Consider the following 15,025-nt stretch of genomic DNA (forward strand, 5'->3'; position numbering starts at 1 on the left):
ATTCGAGGTAAGTCACGCCCGCCGCGCACAATCCGGAGGCAAACGTGGCCGGGACGCCTCAGGCGTCGATCAACTCGGGATCGATCTCGCCTGCGCGGTTCTGGATGAATTGGAACCTGTGTTCCGGATTGCGACCCATGAGGCGGTCGACAAGATCCTTCACCGCGGCCCGGTCTTCGTACTCGGGCGGAAGGGTGATACGCAGCAGCGAGCGCGTCAACGGGCTCATCGTGGTTTCACGCAGCTGTTGCGGGTTCATTTCGCCCAGGCCCTTGAACCGACCGACATCGACCTTCTTGCCCTTGAACTTGGTCCGCTCCAGCTCGGCGCGCTGCGCATCGTCCTTCGCATAGGCCGAGGTCGCACCCGACGTCAGCCGGTAGAGCGGCGGCTGCGCGAGGTAGAGGTGACCCTTGCGTACGATCTCGGGCATCTCCTGAAAGAAGAAAGTCATCAGCAGCGTGGCGATGTGGGCCCCGTCGACGTCGGCGTCGGTCATGATGACGATGCGATCATACCGCAGATTGTCGGGATTGCAGTCCTTGCGGATGCCGCAACCCAGCGCGAGCTGGAGATCGGCGATCTCCTGGTTGCCGCGGATCTTGTCGGCGCTGGCGCTGGCGACATTGAGGATCTTGCCGCGGATCGGCAGGATAGCCTGCGTCTTGCGGTCGCGCGCCTGCTTGGCGGAGCCGCCGGCGCTGTCGCCTTCGACGATGAACAACTCGGTCTCGCCTTTGCCTTCACCGGTGCAGTCGGTGAGCTTGCCGGGCAGGCGCAGCTTGCGGGCGCTGGTGGCCGTCTTGCGCTTGATCTCACGCTCCGCCTTGCGGCGCAGGCGATCGTCCATCCGCTCGATGATCGAGCCGAGCAGGGCCTTGCCGCGCTCGAGGTTCCCAGAGAGAAAGTGGTCGAAGTGATCGCGCACCGCGTTCTCGACCAGGCGAATCGCATCCGGCGAAGTCAGGCGATCCTTGGTCTGGCTCTGGAACTGTGGATCGCGGACGAAGACCGACAGCATGACCTCGGACCCCGTCACCACGTCGTCCGGGGTTATATCCTTCACCTTCTTGCCCTGGCCGACCAGTTCCGCAAAGGCGCGAATGCCCTTGGTCAACGCGCCACGCAGACCCTGCTCGTGGGTGCCGCCATCGGGCGTGGGGATGGTGTTGCAGTAATACGAATAGGAGCCGTCGGAGTACAGCGGCCATGCGATCGCCCATTCGACCCGTCCCTGTTCCTCGCCATGCTCGCGGGGAAAGTCCTGACTGCCCGAAAAGAATTGCGCGGTTACGCATTCACGGCTGCCGATCTGCTCGGCAAGATGATCGGCCAGGCCGCCCGGGAACTGGAAGACCGCCTCTGCGGGAACGTCCTCGCTGGCAAGCGAGGGTGCGCATTTCCAGCGGATTTCAACCCCGGCAAAAAGGTAGGCTTTGGATCGCACCAGCTTGAAGAGGCGGGCCGGCTTGAATTGCTGATCGCCAAAAATTTCGATGTCGGGCGTAAAGGCCACCGACGTGCCGCGCCGGTTGGGAGCGGCACCGACCTTCTGCAGCTTGCCCAGCGTCGCGCCACGCGCGAACTCCTGCGCATAAAGCTCCTTGTTGCGAGCGACTTCCACGCGCGTATGGCTAGACAACGCGTTCACCACGGAAATGCCGACGCCATGCAGGCCGCCGCTGGTCGCATAAGCCTTGCCCGAGAACTTGCCGCCCGAATGGAGCGTCGAAAGGATCACTTCGAGAGCGGACTTGCCCGGAAACTTGGGGTGTTCGTCAACCGGAATACCGCGACCATTGTCGGTGATCGTCAGGCGGTTACCTTCTTCCAGCAGCACCTCGATGCGGTTGGCGTGGCCTGCGACAGCCTCGTCCATCGCATTATCGAGCACTTCGGCGGCAAGGTGATGCAGCGCCCGTTCGTCGGTGCCGCCGATGTACATGCCCGGCCGGCGGCGGACCGGTTCGAGGCCTTCGAGGACCTCGATCGCGGAACCGTCATAGGCCTCGCCGGCGGATGTGGGCAGTTTGTCGAAAAGATCGTCGGCCATGGATCGACTATGGGGCGCCGGGATTCCGCGCGCAAGCGGGCGCGCGCGGGTTATCGTCGGCGGCGGATCAATCCGTGAACTTCGTCGGCGCCGGGGCCACCACCTTGACGCTTCCAGCGCCGACTTCGCGTACTTCGAGCGCCCGCTCAATCACGCCATCCTTGGTGAAGCGAAACGCTCCATCAAGGCCGAGAAAGCCATCGTTCGAAGTAAGTGCCGCGGTCGGGAATGTCCGTCCCGGCTTCCATTCGCGCGCCACGCGCAAGGTGAGCAGGACGGCATCATAACCCAGCGTGGCGATGCGATATGGCGCTGCTCCGAAGCGAGTGCGATAGCTGCTGACAAACTGCGGAAAGCGCGCATCGGACACGGCCGAAAACCATGCGCCAGTCAACGCGGGCGAGGTGGTGATCGCCTTTTCGCCGCTCCATAGTTCGGTGCCGAGCAGGCGTGGCGAGGCGCTGCCGCGCGCCTTGAGCAAGCCTGCAGCGCGGGCGGACAAGCTGCCGCTGTCCGCGATCAAGATGGCGTCGAAGGTGCCACGCGTGCGCAGCCGGGAAGCAGCCGCGGCGATCGACGCGGCGCTTCGGTCATAACTTTCCATCGCCATGACCGTCCCCCCGGCGGCCCGGGCCTCGGCGATCAGCGTCTCGGATGCGCGTTCGCCATAATCACCCTTGGGCACGAGGGCGGCGAAGCTGGTCACTCCGTGGCCCCGCGCGTAGCGCACCGTGCGACGAATTGAGGCGCCGGGCAGGCTGCCCATCACATAGACATCGCGCGCGGCGGCGCTTTCGTCGTTGGAGAACGATATGAGGGGAATTCTGGCCGAGCGCGCAGCCGACGCGACGGACGGAATATCGTCGGCCAGCAAGGGGCCCAGGATCAGCTGATTGCCGTCCGCTACCGCCCGCATTGCCGCCGCTCCGGCACCCGCTGCGGTATCATAGGTGGTGATCCGCAGGTTCTTGGCGTTGGTGTCCATCAAGGCCATGGTCGAAGCATTCGCGATGGACTGACCCACCGCTCCGTTGGCGCCGGTCATCGGTACGAGCAGGGCGATCCGGTGGTGTTGCGAGTCGCTCGGCAATTCGCTGGCACCTGGCGTGGGCGTCGGCCGTGGTGGAGGAGCGTTCGTCGAGGGGCCCTTGGGCACGACGGCGCAAGCCGCCAGAGTCGTCATCGCCGCTGCGGCCAGCAGTTTGCGCAAAGCCAATCGCCGTTCGAACATCACTTGCCGTCCCCCTTCGGATTGGGCCATGGAAAGCGCCATGGATCAACCGCTTCCGCCGGGCCTCTACATAGTCGCGACCCCGATTGGCAACCTTGGCGATATCACCTTGCGCTCGATCGAGGTTCTCGGCGCGGTCTCGGCGATAGCGTGTGAGGATTCGCGCGTCACGGGGAAGCTGCTCAATCACCTTGGCATCAAGAAGCGTATGGTGCGCTACGACGATCATGCCGACGTGGGGTCGCGTGATCGCCTGCTATCGTTGATGCGCGAGGAGCCGGTCGCGCTGGTCAGTGATGCCGGCACGCCGCTGATCTCGGATCCGGGCTACCGGCTCGTTCGTGCAGCCCGCGAAGACGGCATCCTGGTCACCAGCCTGCCGGGCCCCAGCGCGGGGGTAGTCGCGCTGACGCTGTCGGGCCTGCCCAACGACCGGTTCCTGTTTGCCGGTTTCCTGCCGCACAAGGCCAAGGCGCGCGAGGATGTGCTGACCGAACTTTCAGGCGTCCCGGCGACCTTGATGTTCTACGAAACCGCGCCGCGCCTGCTGGATACGCTGGCCGCGATCGACGCGGTGCTGCCGGGCCGGGAGGTCGCGGTGGCGCGCGAATTGACCAAGCGGTTCGAGGAATGCCGGCATGGCCCTCCGACCGAGATTGCCGTGCATTATACCGCACACCCGCCCAAGGGTGAGATCGTCGTCTTGATAGCGCCGCCATCCAGCGGCCCTCGCGATTACGATGCCGATGCCTTGCTGCGCGAGGCGTTGGCCGAAGACAAGCCCTCGCAAGCGGCCGCGCGGGTCGCCAAGGTGACCGGTCTGGATCGCAAGGTCCTTTATGCCCGCGCACTCGAACTCAAGTGAGCAGGCGCCGCGCCCAGGCCGAGCAGCAGGGCCGACGCGGCGAAGTCCTGGCGGCGTGGTACCTGCGATTGACCGGCTGGCATATCATGGCGCGACGCGTGAAAACCGCGCGTGGCGAGGTCGACATCATCGCCAGACGCGGGCGCACGGTCTGCTTCGTCGAGGTCAAATGGCGGCGCAGTGCCGAGCAGCTTGCGTTCGCGATCGACGCGCATCGGCTTCGCCGCGTCGCAGCCGCCGCAGAGGCTCTGGCACCACGATATGCGCGCAACGGTGAGGACGTTCGCGTCGATGTTCTGCTGTTGGCCCCATGGTGCTGGCCGCGCCGGCTTGCCAATGCTTGGCAACCCGGCGTCACCTAGGGGCTTGAAGTCTGACACGACCGCGATCCATGGGGAGATCCGTCGCGCGGCCAGCGTTTCGAAACTACTCGCGATGCGTTGGGATTGCGCTAAAGCGCCTACGGTAGGAGCCCTTAGCGAGGATTGGCATGGCGTTACGCATCGCGGTTCAGATGGACCCACTCGAAAGCATCAACATCGTCGGCGACAGTTCGTTCGCCCTGATGCTTTCGGCGCAGGCGCGCGGTCATACGCTATTTCATTACGACGTCGGATCGTTGGCATACGATACCAGCGAAGGCGCCGGGGGGCGGCTGACGGCCTGGGCGACGCCGGTGACGGTGCAAAAAGTGCAGGGCGATCATTTCTCGATCGATGAGCCCCGGCTGATCGATCTTGCGACGGATGTCGACGTCGTGCTGATGCGTCAGGATCCGCCGTTCGACCTGGGCTACATCACCGGCACCCATCTGCTCGAGCGGCTTGCCGGAACGACGCTGGTCGTCAACGATCCCGCAGCGGTGCGCAACGCACCCGAGAAGGTAATGGTGCTGGATTACGCCCGCTTCATGCCGCCCACGTTCATCGCACGCCGTATCGAAGATGTACGCCGGTTTCACGCGGCGCATCCCGGCGACCTCGTCGTCAAGCCGCTGCACGGCAATGGCGGCAAGGCGGTGTTCCGGATACCCGCGGATGGCTCCAACCTCGGTGCGCTGGCTGAGCTGTTCGGTCAGGTCTGGCCTGAACCGTTCATGGTACAACCTTTTCTCCCATCAGTCAGCGAGGGCGACAAGCGCATCGTCCTGGTCGACGGCGAATTTGCCGGCGCGATCAATCGCCGGCCGGGGGAGGGCGAGTTCCGTTCCAACCTGGCGGTCGGTGGTTCGGCCGAGGCGGCACAGCTTACGGCGCGAGAGGAAGAAATCTGCGCTGCGATGGGCCCGGAACTCAAGGCCCGCGGGCTGGTTTTTGTCGGCATCGACGTGATTGGCGGACAATGGCTTACCGAGATCAATGTGACATCGCCGACCGGCATCGTGGCCATCGACCGCTTCAATGGCACCGACACCGGTGGCATGATCTTCGAAGCCATCGAACGTCGCCACGCCGCCATGTGACGGCAGGCTTGGTCGGGTGAGCAGCTGGATCATCGGACTCATCGAAGGCGGAGGCTATTGGGGCATCGTCTTCCTGATGGCCTTGGAAAACATCTTTCCGCCGATCCCATCGGAACTGATCATGGGCATCGGCGGGATCGCCGTGGCGCGTGGATCGATGGCCTTCGGGCCGCTATTGATAGCCGGGACCATCGGCTCGACTTTGGGGAACTACGTCCTGTTCCTGATTGCCGATCGATTGGGCTACGAGCGCTTGCAACCGTTCGTCGACCGCTGGGGCCGGTGGCTGACCCTCGAATGGCAGGACGTCGAGACGGGCACCCGGTTCTTCCGCAAGCATGGCGGCATGGTGGTGTTCGTCCTGCGCTTCATGCCCGCTTTCCGATCGGTGGTGTCGATTCCGGCAGGGCTGGCGCATATGGGGCACATCCGCTTCCTTCTCTACACGGCAGCCGGCGCGGCGATCTGGAACACTGCGCTGATCTATGCCGGGCGATGGGCGGGTAACAAGTTCGCAGAGGCCGAGCATTGGCTGGGGTGGGCAACCCTCGCCATCGTCGCGATTACGATCGTCTATTATCTGTGGCGGGTGTTGACCTGGAAGCCGCGTCACTAGCGGCAATCGTCATGTTCTCGCGCGGGTGAGCGTTACGATAGACATCGAGCAGCGTTGCCGCGTCCACCTTGGTGTATATCTGCGTCGAGCCAAGGCTGGCATGGCCAAGCAACTCCTGCAGGCTGCGCAAGTCGGCGCCAGCGCTTAAAAGGTGTGTCGCAAAGCTGTGTCGCAGCGCATGCGGCGTGGCCGTCGGCGGTAAGCCGAGTGCGGCTCGGGCGTGCAGCACCGCCTTTTGCACCATTCCCTGCGCAAGGGGGCCGCCTTTTGCCCCGCGAAACAGGGGGTCGGCCCGCCCGACCGGCCAAGGCGACATGGCCACGTAGTCCGACACCGCAGCGCGCACGATCGGCAGAAGTGGGACGATGCGTTGCTTTCCACCTTTACCGGTGACCATCAGCGTTTCCGCCAACGGCAATGCGGCGCCCGTCAGCGAGAGAGCCTCCGCGATACGCAGCCCGGCACCGTACAGCAGCAACAGCACCGCGCGATCGCGCGCGCCGATCCACGGCTCGGTGGCATTGTCTTCCACCGCATGCGCAAGATTGATGGCCTCGTCCGGAGTGACCGGGCGCGGAAGCCCTTTCTTGACCCGTGGCCCGCGAACACGCGGCGGCGCGATATCGATGCCAGCCTGTCCGCGCGCAAAAATCAGGAAGGCCTTGATCGCGGAAAGCTCTCGTGCGGCGGAGTTGTTGCCGATACCTTGCGCTCTGCGTTCGGCGAGGCGCCGGCGCAGTTCTGGCGCATCCAGCCTGGCGACGCTCGACCAGTCATGATCGCCGTCCTCGATCAGACGGGCAGCGGCGGCAACATAGGCACGAACCGTGTGTGGTGAGCGTCGTCGACTGCTGGCGAGGTAGGTGCCCCACGCCTCAAGCATGTCGGCCCGGGTCAAACGGCCACCAAGGCGGCGGGCACCAGTTCGGCCAGCAGCGCATCAAGCAACGGCATGCCGGCTTCGGTTACGCCGATCCGGCTGCCCTGCCGCCAGGCCAAGCCCTGGCTTTCATAGAATACGAGCTTGGCGTCGTCGCAAAGCGCGCTCTCTTGTATCGCCAGTCGAGCCGCCAGAGCGCCAAGGTCGACGCCTTCGTTCAGGCGCAACCCCATCAGCATGGCCTCTGCCGCCTGCTCGTGCCGGCCAAGCGTGCGTGCTTCGACGATGCCGTCTCCCCGGTGGGAGACGGCCGTCAGCCAATTCTCAGGCTTGCGATGGCGGACCGTGGCGATGCCTCCGCGGCGACCATGAGCGCCGGGTCCAATCCCGCAGCTATCCTGATAGCGCCAATACGCGAGGTTATGGCGGCTCTGCTCGCCGGATCTTGCGTGATTGCTGATCTCGTAGGCTGGCAGGCCGGCCGCTGCGGTCATCTCACGCGTAAGATCGAACATATCGGCCGCCGCGTCTTCGTCCAGCGGAATGAAATCGCCCTTGCGCACCATGGTTTCGAACCGGGTGCCCGGCTCGATGGTGAGTTGATAAAGCGACAGGTGGCCTGTGCCGAGACCTATGGCGCGAGAAAGCTCGGCCTGCCACGCATCAAGGGTCTGTGCGGGACGCGCATAGATCAGGTCGAACGACGCCCGGCCGAAGTGGCGCTGTGCCACGTCGAGCGCGGCAAGTCCTTCGTCGGCATCGTGCAGGCGCCCCAGGAACCGCAAAGTGGCATTGTCGAACGCCTGCAAGCCTATCGATGCACGGTTGATCCCCGCGCTTGCCAGTTCTGCGTAGTTGGCCGCTTCGATCGAGGACGGATTGCCCTCCAGCGTGATTTCGATCTCATCGGCGAAGCCCCACAGCCGTTCGGCCTCATCCAGCAGTCGGGCGACGAGGGCGGGGGGCATCAGCGATGGCGTGCCACCGCCGAAGAAGATCGAAGTCAGCGTTTCGCCACCGGCAACCTCCGCTTCGCGTCGCATGTCGGCCAGCAAGGCCGCCTGCCATGCCTCGTGGTCCACCATGTCGCGCACATGGCTGTTGAAATCGCAGTACGGGCATTTCGCCAGGCAAAAAGGCCAATGTATGTAAAGAGCACGCGCCATCAGTGGTTCTTAGCAGGTATCGCGCAGAGCGTAACGGGATCCGTCAGGCGAACTGGTCGGCGACAAGTTTGGCGAACGCATCCGCGCGGTGGCTCATCCGATGCTTTTCTTCTGGCGGCAGCTGGGCGAACGTCTCCTCATGACCCTGTGGTACGAAGACCGGGTCATATCCGAACCCCAGCATTCCACGCGGCGGCCAGGCGTAATTGCCATCGACCCGCCCTTCATAGACTGCACTTTCGCCATCCGGCCAAGCGATCGCGAGCACGCAAGAAAACCAGCATGAGCGGTCGGCGTCGGGACCTAGCTCACATAGGAGTCCCTCGACCTTGCCCATGGCCATGTACCAGTCGCGGCCGGGATTTCCTTCGAACCACTGCCGTTCGGCCCAGTCCGCCGTATAGACGCCAGGCCTTCCAGCCAGCGCCGCGACCGACAAGCCGCTATCATCGGCCAATGCCGGAAGCTGGGCGGCGACGGCGGCCGCGCGCGCTTTCAGCAAGGCATTTTCGACGAAAGTCGTGCCGGTCTCGTCAGGCTCCGGCAAGCCAATCTCGCCGGCAGAGATGCACTCGATACCATAAGGCGCCAGGAGGGCCCCGATCTCCTTCAACTTGCCGGCATTGTGCGTGGCGATGACGAGACGGTTGCCCTCCAGACGGCGCGTCACCGTCCGACTGCCTTTGCCTGCGCCGCGAATATGCCATCGCAGCCGATACGCGCGAGGCGCAGCAAGCGAAGCAGGCCTTCCTCGTCATAGGGAGCGCCCTCGGCGGTCGCCTGCGCCTCGGCGATCATGCCGCCTTCCAAAAGCACGAAGTTGGCATCGGCGTGGGCATTGCTGTCCTCGATGTAGTCGAGATCCAGCACCGGGGTGCCCTGATGAATGCCGCAGGATACAGCAGCCACCTGAGCCGTGATCGGATCTTCCTTGATCTTGCCTTCCGCCATCAGCTTGTCGACGGCCAGACGCAGTGCGACCCATGCGCCCGAGATCGACGCCGTGCGCGTGCCGCCATCGGCCTGGATCACGTCGCAATCGAGCACGATCTGGCGCTCGCCCAGTTTCTTCATGTCCACGACCGCACGCAAGGAGCGGCCGATAAGGCGCTGAATTTCCTGGGTTCTGCCGGACTGCTTGCCCTTGGCCGCTTCGCGGCTGCCGCGGGTATGCGTGGCGCGCGGTAGCATCGAGTACTCGGCAGTGACCCAGCCTTCGCCTTTCCCGCGCAAGAACGGCGGCACCTTCTCCTCGACACTGGCGGTGACCAGCACCCGTGTATCGCCAAAGGAGATCAACGCGGATCCCTCTGCGTGCTTGGTGAAGCCCGTCTGGATATCGATGGTGCGCATCTCGTCTGGCGCGCGGCCGGATGGTCGCATTAAGCTGTCCTCTCGTGTAAAAACGTGAGAGGCCCTTGGCTCAATGGGCTTGAGGCCGCAAGCGCGATCCCTAAGATGGACGATGTGACGGCACCTATCTCCGAATTGACGACACGGGCGCGGGAAATCTTCCGCCTTGTGGTCGAGGGTTACCTGGCGACCGGTGTTCCGGTCGGCTCGCGCACCTTGTCGGCCAGTGGTGCGGGCGGTTCGCTGAACCTTTCGCCGGCCTCGATCCGATCGGTTCTGTCCGATCTCGAGAAGCAGGGCCTGCTCGCCGCGCCCCACACCAGCGCGGGACGGATGCCGACCGAATCAGGCCTTCGCCTGTTTGTCGACGGGATGATGCAAGTCGCCAAACCCACGCGTGAAGAGCGCGCGGCCATCGAAAGCCGCCTTGCGGGCGCCGGACCGATCGAGGCCGCGCTTGAAGCGACAAGCGCGATCCTCTCGGATCTTTCGGCTTGCGCGGGCGTGGTGATGATTCCCCAACGCGACGCGCAACTGCGCCAGTTATCGCTGGTATCCATCGCAGAGCGGCGGGTGCTGGCGATCATGGTCAACGATGATGGCGCGGTCGAGAACCGGATCATCGAGCTCGGCGCAGCCGTGCCATCCAGTGCGCTCGAAGAAGCGTCCAACTACATAACCGCGCATCTCGCCGGACGCACCTTGCGTGAAGCGGCCTCAGCGATGCGCGCCGACATCGCCTCGGGCCAGAGCGCGCTCGATGCCGCCAGCCGCGACCTGATAGAGCGCGGGATCGCCGTGTGGAGCGAAGATGCGGCGCGTCGGCCGGTGCTGATCGTGCGCGGGCAGGCCAACCTGCTGGATGAAGCGGCCGTGTCCGATCTCGAACGGGTGCGCTCCTTGCTCGACGATCTGGAGAACAAGCAGTCGGTATCGGCACTGCTCGATCTGGCACGCGATGCCCGATCGGCACGCATCTTCATCGGATCGGAGAACCGCCTGTTCGCGCTTTCCGGGTCATCGGTCATCGCATCGCCCTACCGCGATCGCGAGGGCAGGGTGGTCGGCGTGGTAGGGGTTATCGGGCCGACTCGGTTGAACTATGCGCGAGTCGTCCCCATGGTGGATTTCACCGCACACAGCCTGGGTCAAACCCTGAGCAAACTCATTGGTTAGCTGGAAAACATACGACATGACCGAAGACAATTTGCAGCCGCAAGACAAGGCTGTAGCCGATGAACTGAAAGGCGTTCCCGAGGATCTTCTTGGCAAGAAAGCCGAGACGGCGGATCGTGGCGCCGAAGAACTCGCGCGCCTGCGTGAAGAGAACGAGGCCGCGAAGCAGGACGTCCTGTATGCTCGCGCCGAGACCCAGAATGTCAGGCGTAGGCTGGAGAAGGACGTCGCCGATGCGCGCACCTATGCTGCCACCAGCTTTGCGCGTGACATTCTCTCGGTTTCGGACAACCTGAGCCGGGCGCTGTCGGCTATCCCCGCCGATTTGCGCGAGGACGACAAGTTGAAGAACCTTGTCGCCGGGCTTGAGGCGACCGGGCGTGAGATCGAGAAGGTCTTCGCATCGCATGGCATCAGCCGCATCGCCGCCGTGGGCTTGCCGCTTGATCCCAACCAGCATCAGGCGATGATCGAACTGCCTTCGGCCGACGCGGAGCCTGGTACGGTGCTGCAGGAAATGCAGGCTGGCTATATGATCAAGGACCGTCTGCTTCGGCCGGCAATGGTGGCGGTGGCAAAGAAGCCCGATTGAGCAGGGCATGTCCGGTTTGGGGCGTTCGTGACATCATGTTGCTCCAATGAGGATCGTCTCTTTTCCCGGAACAAGGCATCCGGATCTCCGTTTGCCCTTGCAGAACAATTGTTGGGTCTTGGAGATAGCTCATGCGTAACCTCATCCTTCCCCTGGTCGCCGCCGGCGCGCTTGCACTCGGAGGTTGTGCCTCCAACTACGGCGGAGAGGGCGCGCTTGCCGGAGGCGCAGTTGGCGCAGGTATCGGCGCGCTGGCAGGTGACGTAGGAGCAGGCGCCGCGATCGGTGCCGCAGCGGGTGCCGTTGCCGGTTCTCAGGTCGAGAAGGATCGCAATGGCGGTTGCTACCGCTACGATCGCGATGGCCGCCGGTATTACGATCGCGACTGCTGAAATCCGTCAGGATGATGTGAAGGGCGCGGGAACCGGTTTCACTCGCCTTTATTCATGTCCGGCCAAATGGTAGAATGCCGCAATAGGACTGCAAGGGGGGCGCCCCAGGCACATTCACCTCATGCTGCAGCAGGAAGATGTGCCTGACGATCTCAGCTTGTTGCTCGAGGCCATAACGCTCCAGTCGCCAGCCCGGCTTCAAGGCATAGTCGTAGCGGCATAGCGGATGGCGGGCGAGCGGTAGAAACCATCGTCCCTTGTGCTGACTTTGCCAGACGTGCGTCATTTCATGCAGGAACAGGCCTTGCAGTTGCCGACCAGCACTGGCGAAATCGTTCACGTAGAGGCTCGATCGCGGGTGAAAATGGATGTGCCCTGTGGGTGCCATCAAGGTGTTCGTGGGTTGAAACGGAAACCAGCGGCGACGCTTGATACGCACGGGATCGCAATCGATCGCGTCGCCGAACATGGCGCAGACCAAATCACGCTCACCTGACGTCAGTGAGCGCTCCCCGCTTGGAGGACAGCCATCGATTTCGTCCGGTGTCGTCGCTATCAGTGCTTCATCCCCGACATGCCATTACCTTCGCCCATCGCCTCGATCTTGATCGGTAGCGAGGTCTTGTCGCCATCCGCAAAGGTCAGCGTGGCTTCCGTTTGTTGTCCGGCCTTCAGGCTGTCCGCGATTCCGAATGCCATCGCGTGAAGTCCGCCAGGGACGAACGCGATCGAGGCACCTGGCGCGATGTCGACGTGATCGACCGGTGTCATCGCGCCGCCGCTGGTGCGATGGATTTCTGCTTTGCCGACACCATCGACATGAACGCCCGCGAGCGTGATCTTGCTCTTGCTCATATTCGCGACACGCAAGTAGATCACGCCGGGGCGACCGGGCACGATCGGGAGTACCAGCCTTGCCGCGCCGGCGGTAATGCCCGGCTTTGCGTCCGGACCAAGCGCATTGTCGCCCTGATCGCCCGCGCCGGTCTGCTGCGCAGACGGAGTTGCCTGCTGCTTGCAGGCACCGAGTCCGGCAGTCATGGCCAACCCAAGCGTCAGCGCGGTTCCACGGCCTATTTTCACGATAGCATTCCCTTGTCGCCGCAGCTGAATTTTACGCACGCCTCATGCCTGCGCACCACTCTTGTGCCAAGCGAAACCCGTCCTATATCGCGCCTCGACGACATGCCCACTATGGGGCGTCGCGGAGCCGCACAAGCCGCCTTGCCTGCAAGGGAGGCGATCCGGGCGGTGTCATTAACGACGTGAGGAATTGGGGATAATGGCTAAAGTAATCGGTATCGATCTCGGCACGACCAACAGCTGCATCGCGGTCATGGACGGCGGCAAGCCCAAGGTCATCGAGAATTCCGAAGGCGCACGCACGACGCCTTCCATCGTCGCCTTCACCAAGGATGGCGAACGCCTGATCGGCCAGCCGGCGAAGCGCCAGGCGGTCACCAACGGCGACAACACGATTTTTGCGGTGAAGCGCCTGATCGGCCGCCGCTTCGACGACCCGGTGACCAAGAAGGACACCGAGCTGGTTCCATACACCATCACCCGTGGCAAGAATGGCGACGCGTGGGTCAGCGCCGGTGGCGAGGACTACAGCCCGTCGCAGGTCAGCGCTTTCATCCTGCAGAAGATGAAGGAAACCGCGGAAAGCTACCTGGGTGAGACGGTCACACAGGCGGTCATCACCGTGCCGGCATATTTCAATGACGCGCAGCGCCAGGCGACCAAGGATGCCGGCCAGATCGCTGGTCTCGAAGTGCTGCGCATCATCAACGAGCCGACCGCTGCGGCCCTTGCCTATGGTCTGGACAAGCAGGACGGCAAGACCATCGCGGTCTACGACCTTGGCGGCGGTACGTTCGACGTTTCCGTGCTCGAGATCGGCGACGGCGTATTCGAGGTGAAGTCGACCAACGGCGACACCTTCCTGGGTGGTGAAGATTTCGACTCCAAGCTGGTCGAGTGGCTGGCGGACAAGTTCAAGGCCAAGGAGAACATGGACCTGCGGACCGACAAGCTTGCTCTGCAGCGTCTCAAGGAAGCAGCTGAAAAGGCCAAGATCGAGCTTTCGAGCACCGCCTCGACAGAGATCAACCTGCCCTTCATCACCGCCCGCATGGAAGGCGGCAGCACCACGCCGTTGCATCTGGTCGAGACGATCACACGTTCGGATCTCGAGAAGATGGTCGCTGACCTGATCCAACGCACGCTCGATCCTTGCCGCAAGGCTCTGGCCGATGCCGGTCTGACCGCCAAGGACATCGACGAGGTCGTGCTTGTCGGCGGCATGACCCGCATGCCGCGCGTTCGCGAAGTCGTGAAGGACTTCTTCGGCAAGGATCCGCACACCGGTGTGAACCCGGATGAGGTCGTCGCCATGGGCGCTGCGATTCAGGCCGGTGTGTTGCAGGGTGACGTCAAGGACGTGCTGCTGCTCGACGTGACTCCGCTGTCGCTGGGCATCGAGACGCTGGGCGGCATCATGACCAAGATGATCGACCGTAACACGACGATCCCGACCAAGAAGAGCCAGGTCTACTCCACTGCCGAGGACAACCAGCAGGCAGTGACCATCCGCGTGTTCCAGGGCGAGCGCGAGATGGCGCAGGACAACAAGCTGCTTGGCCAGTTCGACCTCGTCGGCATCCCGCCGTCGCGTCGCGGCGTGCCGCAGATCGAGGTGACTTTCGACATCGACGCCAACGGTCTGGTCAATGTGTCCGCCAAGGACAAGGGCACAGGCAAGGAACAGCAGATCCGCATCCAGGCATCGGGTGGTTTGTCCGATGCCGACATCGACCAGATGGTCAAGGATGCCGAGAAGTTCGCCGACGAGGACAAGAAGCGCCGTGAAGGGGCCGAGGCCAAGAACAACGCCGAAAGCCTGGTTCACGCGACCGAGCAGCAGCTCTCCGAAAATGGCGACAAGGTCGACGCCTCGCTGAAGTCCGAGATCGAGGCCGCCATCGCTTCGACCAAGACCGCGATCGAAGGCGGTGACACGGCGGACATCACCGCCAAGTCACAGGCGTTGACCGAAGTCGCCATGAAGCTTGGTCAGGCGATCTACGAGAAGGAGCAGGCTTCTGCGGCTTCTCCTGAGGCTGATGCAGCCAGCGCACGGGCCAGCGGCGACGACGATGTCGTCGATGCCGAGTTCTCGGAAGTCGACGAGAACAAGGGCTGATAACCTGATGAAAGACGCAACCCCCGCCGGTGCG

General features: G+C 63.5%; 16 protein-coding genes. 8 read left to right on the forward strand and 8 right to left on the reverse strand.

From position 1 onward, the window contains the following. Nucleotides 1-58: 58 nt before the first annotated feature. A complete protein-coding gene (gene parE, locus ACXJ1Z_RS16790; RefSeq protein ID WP_463778212.1) occupies nucleotides 59-2,053 on the reverse strand; it encodes a DNA topoisomerase IV subunit B in 1,995 nt (664 codons plus the stop codon). 67 nt (nucleotides 2,054-2,120) lie between these two features. Next, a complete protein-coding gene (locus tag ACXJ1Z_RS16795) occupies nucleotides 2,121-3,314 on the reverse strand; it encodes a penicillin-binding protein activator (protein WP_463778214.1) in 1,194 nt (397 codons plus the stop codon). A gap of 10 nt (nucleotides 3,315-3,324) precedes the next feature. Here ACXJ1Z_RS16795 and rsmI point away from each other — a divergent pair, with 10 nt between their 5' ends. The 4 genes from rsmI (at nucleotide 3,325) to ACXJ1Z_RS16815 (ending at nucleotide 6,227) form a co-directional block, all read left to right on the forward strand. After that, entirely contained in the window at nucleotides 3,325-4,149 is an 825-nt protein-coding gene (gene rsmI / locus ACXJ1Z_RS16800; RefSeq protein WP_463778215.1) for a 16S rRNA (cytidine(1402)-2'-O)-methyltransferase, read from the forward strand. Continuing rightward, nucleotides 4,146-4,511, forward strand: a complete 366-nt coding sequence (locus ACXJ1Z_RS16805; protein ID WP_463778216.1) for a YraN family protein — start codon at nucleotides 4,146-4,148, stop codon at nucleotides 4,509-4,511. Before rsmI ends, ACXJ1Z_RS16805 begins: the two co-directional genes overlap by 4 nt. A 128-nt stretch (nucleotides 4,512-4,639) precedes the next feature. Further along, the gene (gene gshB, locus ACXJ1Z_RS16810) at nucleotides 4,640-5,611 is read left to right on the forward strand and encodes a glutathione synthase (protein WP_463778218.1); all 972 of its coding nucleotides are present in this window, start codon (nucleotides 4,640-4,642) and stop codon (nucleotides 5,609-5,611) included. A 16-nt stretch (nucleotides 5,612-5,627) separates the two neighbouring features. After that, nucleotides 5,628-6,227, forward strand: a complete 600-nt coding sequence (locus ACXJ1Z_RS16815; RefSeq protein WP_463778220.1) for a DedA family protein — start codon at nucleotides 5,628-5,630, stop codon at nucleotides 6,225-6,227. Here ACXJ1Z_RS16815 and ACXJ1Z_RS16820 read toward each other — a convergent pair. The 4 genes from ACXJ1Z_RS16820 to rph are packed head-to-tail and all read right to left on the reverse strand — an operon-like array spanning nucleotide 6,175 to nucleotide 9,656. Then, nucleotides 6,175-7,125 carry a tyrosine recombinase XerC gene (locus ACXJ1Z_RS16820; RefSeq protein WP_463778221.1) on the reverse strand — a complete coding sequence of 317 codons (951 nt, stop codon included), beginning with the start codon at nucleotides 7,123-7,125 and terminating at the stop codon, nucleotides 6,175-6,177. The genes ACXJ1Z_RS16815 and ACXJ1Z_RS16820 overlap by 53 nt on opposite strands. Further along, the gene (gene hemW / locus ACXJ1Z_RS16825) at nucleotides 7,122-8,273 is read right to left on the reverse strand and encodes a radical SAM family heme chaperone HemW (RefSeq protein ID WP_463778222.1); all 1,152 of its coding nucleotides are present in this window, start codon (nucleotides 8,271-8,273) and stop codon (nucleotides 7,122-7,124) included. Before hemW ends, ACXJ1Z_RS16820 begins: the two co-directional genes overlap by 4 nt. A 43-nt stretch (nucleotides 8,274-8,316) precedes the next feature. Beyond that, on the reverse strand, nucleotides 8,317-8,943 hold the full coding sequence (rdgB, locus tag ACXJ1Z_RS16830; RefSeq protein ID WP_463778224.1) for an RdgB/HAM1 family non-canonical purine NTP pyrophosphatase: 627 nt from the start codon (nucleotides 8,941-8,943) through the stop codon (nucleotides 8,317-8,319). Continuing rightward, entirely contained in the window at nucleotides 8,940-9,656 is a 717-nt protein-coding gene (rph, locus tag ACXJ1Z_RS16835; RefSeq protein WP_463778225.1) for a ribonuclease PH, read from the reverse strand. Before rph ends, rdgB begins: the two co-directional genes overlap by 4 nt. Nucleotides 9,657-9,731: 75 nt before the next feature. Here rph and hrcA point away from each other — a divergent pair, with 75 nt between their 5' ends. From hrcA to ACXJ1Z_RS16850, 3 genes are all read left to right on the forward strand, one after another. Then, complete coding sequence (gene hrcA, locus ACXJ1Z_RS16840) at nucleotides 9,732-10,802, forward strand: heat-inducible transcriptional repressor HrcA (RefSeq protein ID WP_463778226.1); 1,071 nt, start codon at nucleotides 9,732-9,734, stop codon at nucleotides 10,800-10,802. Between the two features lie 16 nt (nucleotides 10,803-10,818). Beyond that, nucleotides 10,819-11,394, forward strand: a complete 576-nt coding sequence (locus ACXJ1Z_RS16845) for a nucleotide exchange factor GrpE (protein WP_463778228.1) — start codon at nucleotides 10,819-10,821, stop codon at nucleotides 11,392-11,394. Nucleotides 11,395-11,525: 131 nt separating this feature from the next. Continuing rightward, nucleotides 11,526-11,786: a YMGG-like glycine zipper-containing protein gene (locus ACXJ1Z_RS16850; RefSeq protein ID WP_463778229.1), complete on the forward strand. Its 261-nt coding sequence runs from the start codon at nucleotides 11,526-11,528 to the stop codon at nucleotides 11,784-11,786. Nucleotides 11,787-11,838: 52 nt separating this feature from the next. Here the strand turns inward: ACXJ1Z_RS16850 and ACXJ1Z_RS16855 are convergent, their stop codons facing one another. Together ACXJ1Z_RS16855 and ACXJ1Z_RS16860 are read right to left on the reverse strand one after the other, a co-directional pair. Continuing rightward, nucleotides 11,839-12,255, reverse strand: coding sequence for a vgr related protein (locus ACXJ1Z_RS16855; protein WP_463778230.1), 417 nt, complete (start codon nucleotides 12,253-12,255; stop codon nucleotides 11,839-11,841). Between the two features lie 86 nt (nucleotides 12,256-12,341). Next, a complete protein-coding gene (locus ACXJ1Z_RS16860) occupies nucleotides 12,342-12,869 on the reverse strand; it encodes a copper chaperone PCu(A)C (protein ID WP_463778232.1) in 528 nt (175 codons plus the stop codon). A 199-nt stretch (nucleotides 12,870-13,068) separates the two neighbouring features. On the opposite strand from ACXJ1Z_RS16860, the gene dnaK reads away from it, so the two are divergent. Beyond that, nucleotides 13,069-14,991 carry a molecular chaperone DnaK gene (dnaK, locus tag ACXJ1Z_RS16865; protein WP_463778233.1) on the forward strand — a complete coding sequence of 641 codons (1,923 nt, stop codon included), beginning with the start codon at nucleotides 13,069-13,071 and terminating at the stop codon, nucleotides 14,989-14,991. Nucleotides 14,992-15,025: the final 34 nt, after the last annotated feature.

The organism is Novosphingobium sp. TK46, assembly GCF_055361525.1.

What these genes read in the sequence shown, in the direction of transcription:
- parE (WP_463778212.1), bottom strand. Translation starts at nt 2,053, where the DNA reads ATGGCCGACGATCTTTTCGACAAACTGCCCACATCCGCCGGCGAGGCC.
- ACXJ1Z_RS16795 (WP_463778214.1), bottom strand. Translation starts at nt 3,314, where the DNA reads ATGGCCCAATCCGAAGGGGGACGGCAAGTGATGTTCGAACGGCGATTG.
- rsmI (WP_463778215.1), top strand. Translation starts at nt 3,325, where the DNA reads ATGGATCAACCGCTTCCGCCGGGCCTCTACATAGTCGCGACCCCGATT.
- gshB (WP_463778218.1), top strand. Translation starts at nt 4,640, where the DNA reads ATGGCGTTACGCATCGCGGTTCAGATGGACCCACTCGAAAGCATCAAC.
- hemW (WP_463778222.1), bottom strand. Translation starts at nt 8,273, where the DNA reads ATGGCGCGTGCTCTTTACATACATTGGCCTTTTTGCCTGGCGAAATGC.
- rph (WP_463778225.1), bottom strand. Translation starts at nt 9,656, where the DNA reads ATGCGACCATCCGGCCGCGCGCCAGACGAGATGCGCACCATCGATATC.
- hrcA (WP_463778226.1), top strand. Translation starts at nt 9,732, where the DNA reads ATGGACGATGTGACGGCACCTATCTCCGAATTGACGACACGGGCGCGG.
- ACXJ1Z_RS16845 (WP_463778228.1), top strand. Translation starts at nt 10,819, where the DNA reads ATGACCGAAGACAATTTGCAGCCGCAAGACAAGGCTGTAGCCGATGAA.
- ACXJ1Z_RS16850 (WP_463778229.1), top strand. Translation starts at nt 11,526, where the DNA reads ATGCGTAACCTCATCCTTCCCCTGGTCGCCGCCGGCGCGCTTGCACTC.
- ACXJ1Z_RS16855 (WP_463778230.1), bottom strand. Translation starts at nt 12,255, where the DNA reads ATGTTCGGCGACGCGATCGATTGCGATCCCGTGCGTATCAAGCGTCGC.
- dnaK (WP_463778233.1), top strand. Translation starts at nt 13,069, where the DNA reads ATGGCTAAAGTAATCGGTATCGATCTCGGCACGACCAACAGCTGCATC.